Annotated in this window: 14 protein-coding genes; 1 reads left to right on the top strand and 13 read right to left on the bottom strand. The window is 65.3% G+C overall.

Annotated elements, in window-relative coordinates:
- Window positions 1-90: 90 nt before the first annotated feature.
- The gene (gene secA, locus ACEN88_RS09630; protein ID WP_413339109.1) at window positions 91-2874 is read right to left on the bottom strand and encodes a preprotein translocase subunit SecA; all 2784 of its coding nucleotides are present in this window, start codon (window positions 2872-2874) and stop codon (window positions 91-93) included.
- A gap of 245 nt (window positions 2875-3119) precedes the next feature.
- Here secA and ACEN88_RS09625 point away from each other — a divergent pair, with 245 nt between their 5' ends.
- A complete protein-coding gene (locus tag ACEN88_RS09625) occupies window positions 3120-3620 on the top strand; it encodes a DciA family protein (protein WP_056122844.1) in 501 nt (166 codons plus the stop codon).
- Between the two features lie 109 nt (window positions 3621-3729).
- Here ACEN88_RS09625 and lpxC read toward each other — a convergent pair whose 3' ends face one another.
- The 12 genes from lpxC to murD all read right to left on the bottom strand — a co-directional run.
- The gene (gene lpxC / locus ACEN88_RS09620; RefSeq protein WP_413339107.1) at window positions 3730-4665 is read right to left on the bottom strand and encodes a UDP-3-O-acyl-N-acetylglucosamine deacetylase; all 936 of its coding nucleotides are present in this window, start codon (window positions 4663-4665) and stop codon (window positions 3730-3732) included.
- Between the two features lie 71 nt (window positions 4666-4736).
- Window positions 4737-5618 (bottom strand): DMT family transporter, encoded by an 882-nt coding sequence (locus ACEN88_RS09615; protein WP_413339105.1) that lies wholly within the window; start codon window positions 5616-5618, stop codon window positions 4737-4739.
- A 10-nt stretch (window positions 5619-5628) separates the two neighbouring features.
- Window positions 5629-6090: a GNAT family N-acetyltransferase gene (locus ACEN88_RS09610; RefSeq protein ID WP_413339103.1), complete on the bottom strand. Its 462-nt coding sequence runs from the start codon at window positions 6088-6090 to the stop codon at window positions 5629-5631.
- A 7-nt stretch (window positions 6091-6097) separates the two neighbouring features.
- Window positions 6098-6601 carry a peroxiredoxin gene (locus tag ACEN88_RS09605; protein ID WP_413339101.1) on the bottom strand — a complete coding sequence of 168 codons (504 nt, stop codon included), beginning with the start codon at window positions 6599-6601 and terminating at the stop codon, window positions 6098-6100.
- Window positions 6602-6812: 211 nt separating this feature from the next.
- Window positions 6813-8012 carry a cell division protein FtsZ gene (ftsZ, locus tag ACEN88_RS09600; protein WP_056122832.1) on the bottom strand — a complete coding sequence of 400 codons (1200 nt, stop codon included), beginning with the start codon at window positions 8010-8012 and terminating at the stop codon, window positions 6813-6815.
- A 217-nt stretch (window positions 8013-8229) separates the two neighbouring features.
- Window positions 8230-9462 carry a cell division protein FtsA gene (gene ftsA, locus ACEN88_RS09595; RefSeq protein WP_056122830.1) on the bottom strand — a complete coding sequence of 411 codons (1233 nt, stop codon included), beginning with the start codon at window positions 9460-9462 and terminating at the stop codon, window positions 8230-8232.
- Between the two features lie 21 nt (window positions 9463-9483).
- On the bottom strand, window positions 9484-10311 hold the full coding sequence (locus tag ACEN88_RS09590; RefSeq protein ID WP_413339099.1) for a cell division protein FtsQ/DivIB: 828 nt from the start codon (window positions 10309-10311) through the stop codon (window positions 9484-9486).
- 10 nt (window positions 10312-10321) lie between these two features.
- The gene (locus tag ACEN88_RS09585; RefSeq protein ID WP_413339097.1) at window positions 10322-11296 is read right to left on the bottom strand and encodes a D-alanine--D-alanine ligase; all 975 of its coding nucleotides are present in this window, start codon (window positions 11294-11296) and stop codon (window positions 10322-10324) included.
- Complete coding sequence (murC, locus tag ACEN88_RS09580; RefSeq protein ID WP_371768690.1) at window positions 11293-12690, bottom strand: UDP-N-acetylmuramate--L-alanine ligase; 1398 nt, start codon at window positions 12688-12690, stop codon at window positions 11293-11295. The genes ACEN88_RS09585 and murC overlap by 4 nt, the downstream gene beginning before the upstream one ends.
- Window positions 12687-13769 (bottom strand): undecaprenyldiphospho-muramoylpentapeptide beta-N-acetylglucosaminyltransferase, encoded by a 1083-nt coding sequence (murG, locus tag ACEN88_RS09575; RefSeq protein ID WP_413339094.1) that lies wholly within the window; start codon window positions 13767-13769, stop codon window positions 12687-12689. Before murG ends, murC begins: the two co-directional genes overlap by 4 nt.
- On the bottom strand, window positions 13766-14992 hold the full coding sequence (ftsW, locus tag ACEN88_RS09570; RefSeq protein WP_413339092.1) for a putative lipid II flippase FtsW: 1227 nt from the start codon (window positions 14990-14992) through the stop codon (window positions 13766-13768). The genes murG and ftsW overlap by 4 nt, the downstream gene beginning before the upstream one ends.
- Window positions 14992-16380 (bottom strand): UDP-N-acetylmuramoyl-L-alanine--D-glutamate ligase (murD, locus tag ACEN88_RS09565; RefSeq protein WP_413339090.1); only part of this gene is annotated, 1389 nt, incomplete at its 5' end. The genes ftsW and murD, both read right to left, overlap by 1 nt.

Genomic DNA, 16380 nt, shown 5'->3' with positions numbered 1-16380 from the left:
GGCTACCGGGATAGCGCCTTCTTCTTCCTGAAGATCAAAGCCGCGTTTCCCGGAAATCCGTGAAGAACCTTTTTTTTGGGGGTTACGGCATCACGCCAGCTTGCCGTGGCAAGCCTTGAACTTCTTGCCGCTGCCGCACGGGCACGGGTCGTTGCGGCCGACCTTCACGCCCATGTAGGTGGTGGCCGGATCGTCCGCCATCGCCGTCGTGCCTGGAGTGACTGCGAGCGGTGCCATCAGTTCTTCCGGCGCCGCCGTCGGGTCGAAGTCGGCGTGCTGGTAGTTGACGTTTTCCAGGTGTGCAGCCGCTGCCTGCATCGCCGCTTCCGCCGCCTCGACTTCCTCGCGGGTCTGGATGCGGACGGTCATGATGGTGCGGATGACTTCGTTCTTGATCTGGTCGAGCATCGCGCCGAACAGTTCGAACGCTTCGCGCTTGTATTCCTGCTTCGGGTTCTTCTGCGCATAACCGCGCAGGTGGATGCCCTGGCGCAGGTGGTCCAGCGCGGCCAGGTGCTCGCGCCAGTGCGTGTCGATGTTCTGCAGCATGACGTTGCGCTCGAAGCCGCCGAACGCTTCCTTGCCGACGATGCCGACCTTCGCTTCGTACGAGCTCTCCGCGGCGGCCAGCACGCGTTCGAGGATGTCGTCGTCGTTCAGGTTCGGCTCTTCCTCCAGCATCTTCGCCAGCGGCACCGGCAGGGCCCATTCGTCGGCCAGCACGCGCTCCAGCGTCGGAATGTCCCACTGCTCTTCCACCGACTCCGCCGGCACATGGGTGCGCACGACGTCGGTGAACACGCCGATGCGCAAGCTGGCGATCAGCTCGGAGATGTCGGCCGCTTCCAGCAACTCGTTACGCTGGGTGTAGATCACCTTGCGCTGGTCGTTGGCGACGTCGTCGTATTCCAGCAGCTGCTTGCGGATGTCGAAGTTGCGGGCCTCGACCTTGCGCTGCGCGCCTTCGATCGAGCGCGTGACCATGCCCGCTTCGATCGGTTCGCCTTCCGGCATCTTGAGGCGGTCCATCACGGCGCGCACGCGGTCGCCCGCGAAGATGCGCAGCAACGGGTCGTCCAGCGACAGGTAGAAGCGCGACGAACCCGGGTCGCCCTGGCGGCCCGAACGGCCGCGCAGCTGGTTGTCGACGCGGCGCGACTCGTGGCGTTCGGTGCCGATGATGTGCAGGCCGCCCTGCGCGACGACGTGGTCGTGCAGCGATTGCCATTCCTCGCGCAGCTTGGCCGACTGCTCGGCCTTCTGTTCCGGCGACAGCGATTCGTCCGCTTCGATGAACTGGATCTGCTTCTCGACGTTGCCGCCCAGGACGATGTCAGTACCGCGGCCGGCCATGTTGGTGGCGATGGTGATCATCTTCGGACGACCGGCCTGCGCGATGATCTCCGCCTCGCGGGCGTGCTGCTTCGCGTTCAGCACGTTGTGCGGCAGCTTGGCCTGGTCCAGGATGCCCGACAGCAGTTCCGAGTTCTCGATCGACGTCGTACCGACGAGGACCGGCTGGCCGCGCTCGTAGCAGTCGCGGATGTCGTTCACCATCGCCTGGTATTTTTCCTGCGCCGTCTTGTACACCTGGTCCTGGCGGTCCTTGCGCTGCGACGGACGGTTCGGCGGGACGACGACGGTTTCCAGGCCGTAGATCTCCTGGAATTCGTACGCTTCCGTGTCCGCCGTACCCGTCATGCCCGACAGCTTGCTGTACATGCGGAAGTAGTTCTGGAACGTGATCGAGGCCAGCGTCTGGTTCTCGTTCTGGATGCGCACACCCTCTTTCGCTTCCACGGCCTGGTGCAGGCCGTCGGACCAGCGGCGGCCCGTCATCAGGCGGCCGGTGAATTCGTCGACGATCACGACCTCGTTGTTCTGCACGACGTAGTGCTGGTCCTTGTGGTACAGCACGTGCGCGCGCAGGGCGGCGTACAGGTGGTGGATCAGCGTGATGTTGGCGGCGTCGTACAGCGAGGCGCCTTCCGGCAGCAGGCCCATCTTCGTGAGGATGGCCTCGGCCTTTTCGTGGCCGGCCTCGGTCAGCAGCACGGTGTGCGCCTTCTCGTCCTTCGTGTAGTCGCCCGGGACTTCGATGTTGCCCTTGCCGTCCGGGGTCTCCTCGCCGATCTGCAGGGTCAGCAGCGGCGGGACTTCGTTGATCTTGTGGTACAGCTCGGTGTGGTTCTCGGCCTGCCCGGAAATGATCAGCGGCGTACGCGCTTCGTCGATCAGGATCGAGTCCACCTCGTCGACCACGGCGAAGTTCAGGCCACGCTGCACGCGCTCGCGCATCTCGTAGACCATGTTGTCGCGCAGGTAGTCGAAACCGTATTCGTTGTTGGTGCCGTAGGTGATGTCGGAACCGTAGGCCTTCTGCTTGCTGTCGTGATCCATCTGCGACAGGTTCACGCCCGTCGTCAAACCGAGCCAGCCGTACAGGCGGCCCATCTGCTCGGCGTCGCGCTGGGCCAGGTAATCGTTGACCGTCACGACGTGCACGCCCTTGCCGGACAGCGCGTTCAGGTACACGGGCAGGGTCGCCATCAGCGTTTTACCCTCGCCGGTGCCCATCTCGGCGATCTTGCCGTAGTGGAGGACCATGCCGCCGATCAGCTGCACGTCGAAGTGGCGCATCTTCATGACGCGCTTGGCGGCTTCGCGGCAGACGGCGAAGGCTTCCACGAGGATATCGTCCAGCGTGGCGCCCCCGGCCAGGCGTTGCTTGAATTCGTTTGTCTTTGCCTGGAGATCGGCATCGGACAGCGCTTCCATCTGCGGCTCGAGCGCGTTGATCTCGCGTACGGATTTTTGGTATTGCTTGAGCAGACGCTGGTTACGGCTGCCGAAAATCTTGGTCAGGAATGACATGCTGTGTTCTTCAAAAGTACGCCGCGAAAAAGGTCCGAGGAGCCCAGGATGATAGCAAAAACATATCTCCCCGAGAGCACCAATGGCAAAAAGCCACCGATTTTATCATGCGATCCGGCCACACTTGGGGGTCGCCCGGCGGATCACAAGTGCGGCTGGCAAAAAATGTTATCGAATTGCATTCGATTTCACACAAGGTGCACGATTCTTCGCGGCAGGGCCGGCGGCTGTGGTATGTTCCGAGCATGCAGTCTTCTTCGAACCAGCGTCCCTTCCACATCTACGGCACCCGCGACCGCAAGACGTCGTTCGTCGCGACCGACTTCCTGCGCGCCAACGACCGCCTCGCCGCCCTGATGCCGACCGCCCTGCGCGTGGGCAATTTGCAGCGTGACGTCAAGGTAATCCTGCCGCCGATGTACGCCGGCTGCGACGTGCTGTCGTTCCAGGATGCCGTGCTGACCCTCGCCGTGCCCTCTTCCGCCGTCGCGGCCAAGCTCAAGCAGCAGCTGCCCAAGTTGCAGGCGGGTTTGCAGAAAAAGGGATGGCAGGTGGAGAACGTGCGCATCAAGATCCAGATGCGGCCGAACGTGCCCGTGCGCGAGGAGCTGAAGCCGTCCTCGCTGACCTTGCCGCCGACGGCGGTGGATGCGTTCGAGCAGTTGGGGGAGACGTTGCCGGAAACGCCGCAGAACGCGGCGCTGATCGCGGCAATCAAGAGGCTGGCGGAGAGACGGAAGAAATAACAACGTCGTTCCCGCGGAAGCGGGAACCCATGCTGAGCCAGCGAGCACACGGCGTATGGAGGGAATAGTGCCAGTGGCACTATTCCCGCCTGAGCGGGAATGACGGCAGTTAGGTCAGCGCCCACTCCCTTTCCATCTGCGCGCCGTAGGACACCGGCGCCCGCTCCTGCGCATCGAACGTCACGATCTCGTACGAATCAGGATGCGCCAACAGCTCGCGCAGCAGCAGGTTGTTCAGGCCGTGGCCCGACTTGTGCGCCTCGTAGCTGGCCAGCAGCGGCGAGCCGACGAGATACAGGTCGCCGATCGCGTCGAGGATTTTATGGCGCACGAACTCGTCGTCGTAGCGCAGGCCGTCCGCATTCAGGATGCGGTACTCGTCCATCACGATCGCGTTTTCCAGCGAACCGCCGCGCGCCAGGCCCATGCCGCGCAGGCTTTCCACGTCCTGCATGAAGCCGAACGTGCGGGCACGCGCCACGTCGTGCACGTACGAGACCTTGCCGAAGTCGACGATCGCGCGCTGCGTCGTGCCGTCCACGGCCGGGTGGTTGAATTCGATGAAGAAGTCGAGCTTGAAGCCGTCGTACGGGGTCAGGCGCGCCCATTTCTCGTTGGCACCGCTGCCCTGGCGGACTTCCACGGGTTTCAGCACGCGGATGAACTTCTTGGGCGCGGCCTGCTCCTGCACACCCGCTTGCTGCAGCAGGAAGACGAACGACGACGCGGAACCGTCCATGATCGGAATCTCTTCGGCCGTGACGTCGACGTACAGGTTGTCGATGCCGAGGCCGGCGCAGGCCGACATCAGGTGCTCGACGGTCGAGACGCGCGCATTGCCCTGCGTGAGCACCGACGCCATGCGCGTATCGCCCACGATATCGGCATTCGACGGGAACTCGACGATGGGGTCGAGATCGACGCGGCGGAACACGATGCCCGTATCGGCGGCCGCCGGACGCAGGGTCAGCTCGACCTTGGTTCCGGAGTGCAAGCCGACACCTGTCGTGCGCACCAGTTGTTTGATGGTTCGTTGTTTGAGCATCGTTCGATTATATCGTAGCGTTTACAGCCTTGCCGGGACCCGCCTGCCCCGGTGGCAGGAACACCACGTTTTCAAGGATGCTCGGCTTCCGCGTGAGTGGTTTCGTGGCGGATCAGGTACAGGCCACTGCCAATGATGATGGCGGCGCCCAGTAAAGTGTATTCATCTGGCAAGGTTTTCCACATGAGCCAGTCGATGGCCACGCCCCAGGCCAGCGCCGTGTATTCGAACGGCGCCACCACGGACGCCTCGCCGTGGCTGAACGCCTCCGTCAGCGCCAGCTGGCCGAAAAAGCCGCTCACGGCCAGCATCAGGATCAGCAGCCAGTGCCCGGCCTGCACGGGCACCCACGCGGGCGCGGCCATGGGCGTTGCACCGATGGCCATCAGCACCATCAGCCAGAACATCATGTGCTCGCCTCGGTCCGTGCGCGCGAGCACGCGTCCGGCCACGGCCGACACGGCATAGCACACGGCCGCGGTCAGCACCGCGAGTCCGCCCAGCGAGAAAAAGCCGGCACCGGTCGGCCGCAGCACGACGAGCACGCCGGCCATGCCGACGCCGATCGCGATCCAGCGCGCGCCGTTCACGCGCTCGCCCAGCACGAACACGGACAGCACCGTGATCAGGATCGGGCCGATGAAAAAGATCGAATACGCTTCGGCCAGCGACAGCGTCTTGAGGCCGTACGTGAACAGCGCCAGCATCGCGATGCCGATCGCGCCGCGCAGCAGGTGCAGCGGCCAGCGGATCTGCAAGAGCGACCGCTGTCCGCCGCGCCAGAATAGATAAGCGCCGACGAGCGGCAGTGCGGACAACGCGCGGATCGACGCCACCTGCATCGCCGGGAAGTGCGCGGACAGGAGCTTCATCGTCATGTCCATAATGGAGAACATGGCGACGCAGACCAGCATCGCGCGGATGCTGCGCAGATTCCCGGCGAGGCGGCTCATGGGCGATCTCTCAAAGCGGCATCTCCATGAACAGCGACAGCGGATCCTCCCGGTAATCGCCGAACGGCGCGCGGCGCTCGAAGCCGAGACGCTCGTACAACCCGATGGCTTCCGGCTGGTGAATGCCGGTCTCCAGGCGCAGCACCGACAGGCCGGACATCCGCGCGAACATCACGAGGTGCTCGAGCAGCTTGCGCCCGGTGCCGAGGCCGCGCTTGCGCTCGTCCACGAACATGCGTTTGATCTCACCATAAACTGAGCCATACTCCTGCTGGTTGACGAGCGCCGCGCACCCGACCGCCGCACCGTCCACGTCGCGCGCGACCAGGAACAGCACGTCGCCCTGCATCAGCGACGCGACGTCCATCAGGTGGTTGCTCTCGGCCGGATACAGCGCGGCGCAGTACGCGTCGAGGCGCGCGAGCATGTCGCGCACCTCGGGCTGGTCCGGCGTTTCGGTGTTGATGATCAAGGGTCGATCAGCCCAGTTGCTTGAGCAGCGTCTCGGCCGACGACACGTCGAAGCCGCCGTTCTCGATGTTCAGCTGCTTGACGACGCCGTCCTGCACCAGCATCGAGTAGCGCTTCGAGCGCACGCCGAAGCCCTTGGCGACGAGGTCGAATTCCAGGCCCAGCGCCTTGGTGAACGTGGCGCTGCCGTCGGCCATCATGCGCACGATGCCGGTGGCCTTCTGGTCGCGGCCCCACGCGCCCATCACGAATGCGTCGTTCACGGAGATGCACCAGATCTCGTCGACGCCCTTGGCTTTCAGCTGGTCGGCCAGCTGGATGTAGCCGGGCAGGTGCTGCGCGGAGCAGGTCGGGGTGAAGGCGCCCGGCAGGCCGAAGATGGCGATGGTTTTACCTTTCACGAGGTCAGCCACGTTGAACGTGTTCGGACCGAGCGCGCAGCCTTCGGTTTCGACGTCGATGAATTCTTGCAGGGCGCCTTCCGGCAGGCGGTCGCCGATCTGGATCGTCATGGTGGTATTCCTTTCAAAGTTTCAGAACCCGCAAGTATGCCTGAACCAAATAGAACCGGGGTCAGAGCCCTTATTTTGGCAACTGCCCACGAGCCATTTCCAAAAATCGGGCTCTGACCCCGGTTCTCAAAAACGAAAGGCCAGGCTGCTTGGAACAGCCTGGCCCCGCATCATGGAGCGCCGGTGGTCAGCCGGCGTTGGAGTCTGCTACTTAGTCGGCTTGCTTGCGCAGGAACGCCGGGATGTCGTAGGTCTCGACACCGTTGTTCTGCATCGCGCGCACCTGCTCGGAGGCCTGCTCGCGGCGCCACACGGCCGGCTGCTTCATGCCGTCCATCGCGCCGGCGGTCGCCGTACCCATGGTCACGCCGGCCGTCACGCCCGGGGTGCCCGACATCATCGGCGCGCCGTACGTGCCGGTGCGCAGCACCTGCTGCGGCTGCACCAGCGAGATGTTGGCCTTGTTCTTGCCCAGGCCCGTCGCGACGACGGTCACGCGCAGTTCGTCGCCCATCTCGTCGTCGTAGGCGATGCCTTGTGCGATCGCGGCGTCCGGTGCCGCGAAGGCGCGCACGGCGGCCATGACTTCCTTGATCTCCTTGCCTTTCAGGCCGCGCGATGCGGTGACGTTCACCAGGACGCCCTTCGCGCCCGACAGGTCGATGCCGTCCAGCAGCGGCGAAGCGACGGCCTGCTCGGCGGCGATGCGCGCGCGGTCGACGCCCGACGCGGTCGCGGTACCCATCATGGCCTTGCCCTGCTCGCTCATGATGGTCTTCACGTCGTTGAAGTCGACGTTGATGTGGCCCGGGACGTTGATGATCTCGGCGATACCGGCGACGGCGTTGTTCAGCACATCGTCCGCATGCTTCATCCAGTCCAGCATCGATTCGTCTTCGTAGATGTCTTCCAGCTTCTCGTTCAGGATGACGATCAGCGAGTCGACGTGCTTGGTCAGTTCGTTCAGGCCGTTTTCGGCGACGTCCATGCACTTCTGGCCTTCGTACGAGAACGGCTTCGAGACGACGGCCACGGTCAGCGCGCCCAGGCTCTTGGCGACTTCCGCGACGATCGGCGCGGCGCCGGTGCCCGTGCCGCCGCCCATGCCGGCGGCGATGAAGACCATGTGCGCACCGCGCAGCGCGTCTTCGATGCGCATGCGCGATTGCTCGGCCAGCTGGCGGCCGATTTCCGGACGCATGCCCGCACCCAGGCCGGACTCGCCGATCTGGATGATGTTGTGGGCGCTGGATGCGGCCAGCGCCTGGGCGTCGGTATTCGCCGCGATGAACTCCACGCCGGCGACGCCCTTGTTGATCATATGCTGGACCGCATTGCCACCCGCGCCGCCAACGCCGACGACCTTGATGACCGTGCCCAATGCTGCGTTATCGACCATATCGAACTCCATGATGAACTCCTAATCTCGATGAGCCGTTTCCAAGCCCGAATCCTCGCACAAGAAGCCAGGACTCGAGATTGGAAACGCGCCACTATTTTAAAAATGTTTCGTGTCCGTTACCAAGCAAATCTGCTACTAGCTGTTACAACCACTCCGAAAAACCCGCCACGCGTTGCGTTTACGTTGTTCCCATCCTGGCTCACGCGCGCTGCGGTCCTCCGCCGCCTCAGAAATTCCCGAGGAACCACTCTTTCATTCGTTGCCACACTGCCTTCACCGACCCGTCCTGACGGGTGACGATATGACCGCGCAGGTACTGTTTTTTCGCTTCCAGCAGCAGACCGAGGACCGTCGCGTAGCGCGGGCTGCGCACGACGTCCGCCAGTTGGCCGCGGTATTCCGGCGTGCCGAGGCGCGCCGGCTTCAGGAAGATGTCTTCCGCCATTTCGATCATGCCCGGCATGATCGACGAACCGCCCGTCAGCACGATGCCCGACGAGAGCACGCCTTCGTAGCCGGACTCGCGCACGACCTGGTGCACCATCGCGAACAGTTCTTCCACGCGCGGCTCGATCACGGCAGCCAGCGCCTGGCGCGACAGCGAACGCGGACCGCGGTCGCCGAGGCCCGGCACTTCCAGCGACTCGCCCGGATCGGCCAGCACCTGCTTGGCCACGCCGTAGCGGATCTTGATCTCTTCCGCCTCGCCGGTCGGCGTGCGCAGCGCCATCGCGATGTCGCTCGTGATCTGGTCGCCGGCGATCGGCAGCACGGCCGTGTGGCGGATCGCGCCATCGCTGAACACCGCGATGTCGGTGGTGCCGCCGCCGATGTCGATCAGCACGACGCCCAGTTCCTTCTCGTCGTTCGTCAGCACGGAATCGGCCGACGCCATCGGCTGCAGGATCAGGTCCGACACCTCGAGGCCGCAGCGGCGCACGCACTTTACAATATTCTGGACCGCGGACACCGCACCGGTGACGATGTGCACGCGCACCTCGAGGCGGATGCCGCTCATGCCGATCGGCTCGCGCACGTCTTCCTGGTTGTCGACGATGAATTCCTGCGGCACCGTGTGCAGCAGCTGCTGGTCGGTCGGGATGTTCACGGCCTTCGCCGTCTCGATCACGCGCGCCACGTCCGTGGCCGTCACTTCCTTGTCCTTGATGGCGACCATGCCGCTCGAGTTGAACGAACGGATATGGCTGCCGGCGATCCCCGCATACACGTTGCGGATCTTGCAGTCGGCCATCAGCTCGGCTTCCTCGAGCGCGCGCTGGATGGATTCGACGGTCGCTTCGATGTTGACGACAACGCCCTTCTTCAAACCCTTGGATTCGTGCTGGCCCAGTCCGATCACCTCGTGGCGGCCATCGGCCATCACTTCGGCCACTACCGCCACCACCTTCGAGGTACCGATGTCGAGGCCGACGATCAGGTTCTTCGCGTCTTTTGTCATGTTTGCTGTCGCCTGCTTAAATTAGATCTGCTTTGTAGTTTTGGTATTTGTTTTTTTCTTCACTGCCGCCTTCACGGGCTTGGTCGCATCCGCCGGCACGGTCAATGCCGCCGAGGACAATGCGAGACCGTTCGGATAGCGCATGTCGATCGTATCGATGCGCCCCTCCTGCAGTCTAGCCACCAGCTGGGGGTAAATGCTCACCAGCCGCTGCACGCGCCCGTGCAGCGTGTCCTTGTCCTTCTCGCGCCCCAGCTCCACGCTCATGCCATTGTTCAGCTTCACGGTCCAGGCGTAGCGGTTCGACAGGCTGATCGACTCCGGCATCAGGCGGATCGGCGCGAACCAGCGGCGCAGTTCCGCGAAGCGCGTCAGCACTTCCTTCTCGCTGCCGGGAGGACCATCGAACGCAGGCAGTGCGTGGTCCTCGTCGGTCTCGGCCTCGCCCAGGTTGGCCGTGAACACGTCGCCTTTCACCGACAACAGCTTGCCGTCCTCGCCCCAGGTACCGAGCGCCTCGTGCTCTTCCACCTGCACGATCAGCTGGTTCGGCCACTCGCGGCGCACGCTGGCCTTGCGCACCCACGGCACGGCCTCGAAGGTCGTGCGCACCTGTTCGAGGTCGGTCGTGAAGAAGTTACCGCTGATCTTCCCGAGCACCCCGTTACGCACCGTCAGCTCGTTCACGTGCTGCAGGTCCAGCCCGTACATGCTCTCGACCCGCACCGCGCGCAACGTGAACATCGGGCGCTGCGACAGCCACCACACTCCCGACGCCACGCACGCGAGCACCGCCAGCGCGGTCAGCGCGCTGGCGGTTGCGTTCAGAGCTCGCACGTCATGCCACATCTTTGCTTCCTTATCCCTTCTTGGCCTGGCCAGCTTTCAGGCTGGCGGAGCGCAGGATGTCCACGCACAGGTCTTCGTAACTCGTGCCCTCGGCACGCGCCGCCATCGGCACGAGCGAGTGCGTCGTCATGCCCGGCGACGTGTTCACCTCCAGCAGGAACGGCTCGTTGTCCGACGCGCGCAGCAGCACGTCGATGCGGCTCCAGCCTTCGCAGCCGAGCGCGCGGTACGCGTTCACCACGTGCGCCTGGATCGCCTTGGTCGTGGCTTCGTCGAGCGGCGCCGGGCAGTGGTACTTGGTGTCGTCCGTGAAGTACTTGTTCTGGTAGTCGTAATTGCCCTCGGGTGCGACGATCTCCACGATCGGCAGCGCGCGCGCGGTGGGGCCGCTGCCCAGCACCGGCACGGAAAATTCGCGGCCCTGGATGAACTGCTCGACCAGCACCACCTTGTCGTACTGGCGCGCCAGGTCGACGGCGGCCTGCAGCGCTGCCGCGTCGACCACCTTGGTGATGCCGATCGTGGAACCTTCGAGCGGCGGCTTGACGATCAGCGGCAGGCCCAGTTCGGCGACGATGGCATCCGTGTCGACGTTCGCACCGGCCGCGATGGTGACGTAGCGCGGCGTCGGCACGCCGGCCGCCAGCCACACGATCTTGGTCGTGACCTTGTCCATGCCGACGGAGGACGCCATCACGCCGCTGCCCGTGTACGGGATGCCCAGCAGTTCCAGCGCGCCCTGCAGCGTGCCGTCCTCGCCGTAGCGGCCGTGCAGCGCGATGAACACGCGGTCGAATTTTTCCGCGGCCAGTTCGGCCAGCGAGCGCTCGGCCGGGTCGAACGCATGCGCGTCGATCCCCTTCGATTTCAGCGCCTGCAGCACGCCGCTGCCGGAGATCAGCGAAATCTCGCGCTCGGCGGACAGGCCGCCGAACAGCACGCCGACCTTGCCCAGGGCTTTTGCGTCGGTTTCCGTAATGCTCACGATGTTACCTTTTGATTCGATGTCAGTTGATGGGGAACGCCGCCGATGGAGCCGGCGCCCATGGTGAGCACGACGTCGCCGTCGCGCGCCACCTTGAGGATCGTCGCCGGCATGTCGGCGATCGCTTCCACGAAAATCGGTTCGACCTGGCCGCCCGCGCGCAGCGCGCGCGCGAGCGCGCGGCCGTCCGCCGCCACGATCGGGGCTTCGCCGGCCGGATACACCTCGGCCAGCAGCAGCACGTCCGGCGCGGCCAGCACCTTGACGAAGTCCTCGAACAGGTCGCGGGTGCGGCTATAGCGGTGCGGCTGGAACGCCAGCACGAGGCGGCGGCCCGGATACGCGGCGCGCGCGGCGGCCAGCGTGACCTGGGCTTCCACCGGGTGGTGGCCGTAGTCGTCGACGAGCGTGAAGCTGCCGCCCTGCGGCAGTTCGATCTCGCCGTAGCGCGTGAAGCGGCGGCCCACGCCGTTGAATTCGCGCAGGCCCTGCGCCGTCGCTTCGTCCGGCACGCCGATCTCGCGCGCGATCGCGATCGCGGAGCAGGCGTTCAGCACGTTGTGCATGCCCGGCTGGTTCAGCACGAAGTCCGTGTCCGGATAGCCCTGCTGGCGCACGGTGAAATGCATCTGGATGCCCTGGGCGCGCGCGTTCAGGGCGCGCACTTCGGCGTCTTCCGAAAAGCCGTACGTGGTCACGGGCTTCGTCACCTGCGGCAGGATAGCCCGCACGTTCGCGTCGTCGATGCACATCATCGCGCGGCCGTAGAACGGCAGGCGGTGCGTGAAGTTGACGAACGCGCCCTTCAGCTTCTCGAAGTCGTGTTCGTACGTGTCCATGTGGTCGGCGTCGATGTTGGTGATCACCTCGATCATCGGCGACAGGTTCAGGAACGACGCATCCGATTCGTCCGCCTCGGCCACGATGTAGTCGCCGGTGCCCAGCTTCGCGTTGGCGCCCGCGCTGTTCAGGCGCCCGCCGATGACGAACGTCGGGTCCAGGCCACCCTGCGCGAGCACGGACGCGACGAGGCTCGTCGTCGTCGTCTTGCCGTGCGTGCCGGCGATGGCGATGCCGCGCTTCAGGCGCATCAACTCACCCAGCATGATCGCGCGCGGGACGATGGGGACTTTCGCGGCGCGCGCGGCGACGACTTCCGGATTCGCTTCGTTGACGGCGGTCGACGTGACGACGGCGTCCGCGCCGGCGATGTTGTCCGCCGCGTGGCCGATGCGCACGTCCGCGCCCAGCTGCTGCAGGCGCTGGCTGGCCGCGTTCGACGCGAGGTCCGAGCCCGACACTTTATAGCCGAGGTTCAGCAGCACTTCCGCGATGCCGCTCATGCCGCTGCCGCCGATGCCGACGAAGTGAATGTGTTTGATCTTGTGTTTCATTGTCCGCCGTTCGCCAGTTCTTCAAGTACGCGCGCGATCGCCGCATTGGCGTCGCGCCGTCCCACGGCCTGCGCCGCCTCGGCCATCGCCAGGCAGTCGTCGCGCGTGGTGGTTTGCAGCAGCTTTGCCAGCTGCTGCGGATTCAGTTCGCCTTGCGGCAGGTGCACGGCCGCCTTCTGCCCCGCCATCCAGATCGCGTTGTCGCGCTGGTGGCTCGTCGTGCTGGCGACGAACGGCACGAGCACGCTCGCGACGCCGGCCGCCGTCAGTTCCGAGATCGTGATCGCGCCGGCGCGGCAGATCACGAGGTCCGCGTTCGCATATTCCGCCGCCATGTCGTCGATGAAGTCGACCACGTTCGCCTGCACGCCCGCCTGCGCGTACGCGGCACGCAACGCATCGATGTTCTTCTTGCCCGACTGGTGGGTCACGGTCGGACGCAGCCCTTCCGGGATCAGCGCCAGCGCGGCCGGCACGCTGTCGTTGAGCACCTTCGCACCGAGGCTGCCGCCCACGACGAGGATGTTCAGCGGGCCGGTGCGGCCGGCGAAGCGGTGGCCCGGCGAGGGCATCTCGAGGATTTCCTTGCGCACCGGGTTGCCGGTGACGACGGCTTTACCTGCCGCCTTGCCGAAATCGGCCGGGAAGCCGAACAGCACGCGCTGCGCGAGCGGGCTCAAGGTCTTGTTCGACAGGAGCAGGGCCGCATCCGCGTTCACGAGCGCCAACGGGATGCCGCGCGAGCGCGCCATCATCCCGCCCGGCACCGTCACGTAGCCGCCCATGCCCAGCACGACGTCCGGGCGGCGCAATGCGAGGTACTTGCGGATTGATGCAAAGCTGGCGACGAGCTTGAACGCGCCGGACACCGTGTGCGCGATGCCCTTGCCGCGCATGCCGGCGAAGTCGATGGAATCCATCGGGATGCCGTGCTTCGGCACGATATCCTTTTCCATGCCGTGCTGCGTGCCCAGCCACGAGACTTCCCAGCCGCGCTCGCGCATCGATTGCGCGATGGCGATGCCGGGAAAGATGTGGCCACCGGTGCCGGCGGCCATGATCATGAGCTTCCTGGTCATTGACGGCCTCCCCGCATCCGTACCCGGTTTTCGTAATCGATGCGCAGCAGGATCGCGAGACCCACGCAGTTGAACAGCACGCCGGAACCGCCATAGCTCATCAGCGGCAACGTCAGGCCCTTCGTGGGCAGCAGGCCCAGGTTCACGCCCATGTTGATGAACACCTGCACGCCGATCCAGATGCCGATGCCTTTCGCGGCGAGGCCGGCGAAGTGCTGTTCCAGCGCGATGGCCTGGCGGCCGATGTCGAACGCGCGCTTGACGAGCCAGTAGAACAGGCCGATCACGATGAGCACGCCGACGAGACCCAGTTCCTCGCCGATGACGGCCATGATGAAGTCGGTGTGCGCTTCCGGCAGGTAGTGCAGCTTCTCGACGGAACCGCCCAGGCCCACGCCGAAGAATTCGCCGCGGCCGAACGCGATCAGCGAATGCGTCAGCTGGTACGCCTTGTCCAGCGCATTGCCCTCTTCCCACGGGTTCATGTACGCGAACATGCGCGCGCGGCGGAACGGCGACAGCGCGATGATGGTCGAGAACACCAGCACGAGGATGGCGCCGATGCCGCCGAACCAGATCATGTTGAAGCCGCCGAGGAACAGGATGCCCATCGAGATGCAGACGACGACGCCGAACGCGCCGAGGTCGGGTTCGAGCATCAGCAGCGCGCCGACGAGCGCCATCGCGGCGGCCATCGGCATGAAGCCCTTCGTCAGCTTGTGCATGTACTGCTGCTTGCGCACCGTGAAGTCGGCCGCGTACAGCACGGACACCACCTTCATGATCTCGGACGGCTGCAAATTGAAAATCTTCAGCGACAGCCAGCGGCGCGCGCCGTTGACGACGACGCCGACGCCGGGGATCAGCACGAGCGCCAGCAGGACCAGCGTGGCGACGAACATCAGCGGCGCGAAGCGCTGCCACGTCGCGACGGGAATACGGAAGACGAACAGGCCCGTCACCATCGAGATCACGATGAACATGGCCTGGCGCACCAGGAAGTAGTTATTCTTGCCGGCGAGGTAGGCGAACTTGGGCGAGTCCGGCAGCGCGATCGACGCCGAGTACACCATCACCATCCCGAACAGCATCAGCAACAGCACGACCCACACGAGCGGCTGGTCGTATTCCATCATGCGCGACGGGCGTGCGCGCGTCGCGATCGCGCTGTTTCCCGCATCGCTGGAGCTGCCGCCGAACTTGAAGGGGATCTGGAAAGCCATCAGAGATCCTGTCCCTTCTCGAGCGCGATGTCGCGCACGGCGTCGACGAAGACCTGGGCGCGGTGCGCGTAGTTCGTGAACATGTCCAGGCTCGCGCACGCGGGCGACAGCAGCACGACGTCACCCGATTTCGCCAGGCCGCTCGCGCGGCGCACGGCTTCCGGCAATCCCGGCAGGTCGAAGCACGGCACGCCGGTGGGGGCCAATGCGGCGCCGATGGCGGGGCCGTCGCGGCCGATCAGCAGCACGGCGCGCACGTAGCGCGCGCACGGGCCCGCGAGCGGGCTGAAATCCTGGCCCTTGCCGTCGCCGCCCGCGATGAGCAGGATCTGGCGATCGGTCTTGCCGAACGTTTTACCGAGGCCTTCCAGCGCGGCGACCGTCGCGCCCACGTTCGTGCCCTTGGAATCGTCGTAGTACTCGACGTTGTCGATGCTGGTGACCAGTTCGACGCGGTGCGGCTCGCCCTGGTAGTCGCGCAGGCCGTGCAGCAGCGGCGCCAGCGGCAGGCCACAAGCGCGGCACAGCGCCAGCGCGGCCAGCGCGTTGGAGGCGTTGTGCAGGCCGCGGATGCGCAGCGCGTCGGCCGGCATCAATCGATTGATCGTGACTTCGACCGGCTCAGTTGATTGCGCCGGGTCGTTCTTCTTTTTCTTCTTCTCGGGTTCTTCCAGAGGATTCGCATTCGCAAGCCACAGCACGCCGCGCTCGTTCACGAGGCCGAAGCTGCCCGGCGCATCCGGTTCGCCCGTGCCGAACGTGGTGATCGTCGCGCCCGGCGCCGTCATGCCCATCACGACGCTGTCGTCGCGGTTCAGCACGCGCACCGTGTCGGCGCCGAAGATGCGGGCCTTGTCGGCGGCATAGGCGGCCATGCTGCCGTGCCAGTCGAGGTGGTCCTGCGTGATGTTCAGGACCGTCGCCGCGTCCGGGTTCAGGCTGTACGTCGTGTGCAGCTGGAAGCTGGAGAGTTCCAGCACCCAGGCCTGCGGGAGCTCGTCCGCATCAAGCACCTCGCGCAGCACGTCCAGTGCGGCGGGGCTGATGTTGCCTGCGACCTTCGTCGTGAGACCGGCGCGGCGGCACAGCAGGCCGGTGAGGCTCGTCACCGTCGTCTTGCCATTGGTGCCCGTGATGGCGATGACTTTCGGGGAATACCCCTGCTCCGCCTTCAGCGCCGACAGCGCCTGCGCGAACAACTCGATCTCGCCCCACAGCGGCACGTGACGTTCGACAGCCGCCGGCGCGATCTCCGCGAGTTCGCGGTTCGGGGCGAGGCCCGGGCTGACGGCGACGAAGTCCACGCCGTCCAGCAGGTTTGCGGCGAACGGGCCGGCGACGAAGTCCGCATCCGGCACCGCAGCGCGCAGCGCGGGCAGGCGCGCGGG

Source organism: Massilia sp. CT11-108, from assembly GCF_047302915.1.
Classification (GTDB): domain Bacteria; phylum Pseudomonadota; class Gammaproteobacteria; order Burkholderiales; family Burkholderiaceae_D; genus Telluria; species Telluria orientalis.
Note: the sequence above shows the minus strand (reverse complement) of the source record. Positions and strands in the feature narration are given on the sequence as shown.

What these genes read in the sequence shown, in the direction of transcription:
- secA (WP_413339109.1), bottom strand. Translation starts at nt 2,874, where the DNA reads ATGTCATTCCTGACCAAGATTTTCGGCAGCCGTAACCAGCGTCTGCTC.
- ACEN88_RS09625 (WP_056122844.1), top strand. Translation starts at nt 3,120, where the DNA reads ATGCAGTCTTCTTCGAACCAGCGTCCCTTCCACATCTACGGCACCCGC.
- lpxC (WP_413339107.1), bottom strand. Translation starts at nt 4,665, where the DNA reads ATGCTCAAACAACGAACCATCAAACAACTGGTGCGCACGACAGGTGTC.
- ACEN88_RS09615 (WP_413339105.1), bottom strand. Translation starts at nt 5,618, where the DNA reads ATGAGCCGCCTCGCCGGGAATCTGCGCAGCATCCGCGCGATGCTGGTC.
- ACEN88_RS09605 (WP_413339101.1), bottom strand. Translation starts at nt 6,601, where the DNA reads ATGACGATCCAGATCGGCGACCGCCTGCCGGAAGGCGCCCTGCAAGAA.
- ftsZ (WP_056122832.1), bottom strand. Translation starts at nt 8,012, where the DNA reads ATGGAGTTCGATATGGTCGATAACGCAGCATTGGGCACGGTCATCAAG.
- ftsA (WP_056122830.1), bottom strand. Translation starts at nt 9,462, where the DNA reads ATGACAAAAGACGCGAAGAACCTGATCGTCGGCCTCGACATCGGTACC.
- ACEN88_RS09590 (WP_413339099.1), bottom strand. Translation starts at nt 10,311, where the DNA reads ATGTGGCATGACGTGCGAGCTCTGAACGCAACCGCCAGCGCGCTGACC.
- murC (WP_371768690.1), bottom strand. Translation starts at nt 12,690, where the DNA reads ATGAAACACAAGATCAAACACATTCACTTCGTCGGCATCGGCGGCAGC.
- murG (WP_413339094.1), bottom strand. Translation starts at nt 13,769, where the DNA reads ATGACCAGGAAGCTCATGATCATGGCCGCCGGCACCGGTGGCCACATC.
- ftsW (WP_413339092.1), bottom strand. Translation starts at nt 14,992, where the DNA reads ATGGCTTTCCAGATCCCCTTCAAGTTCGGCGGCAGCTCCAGCGATGCG.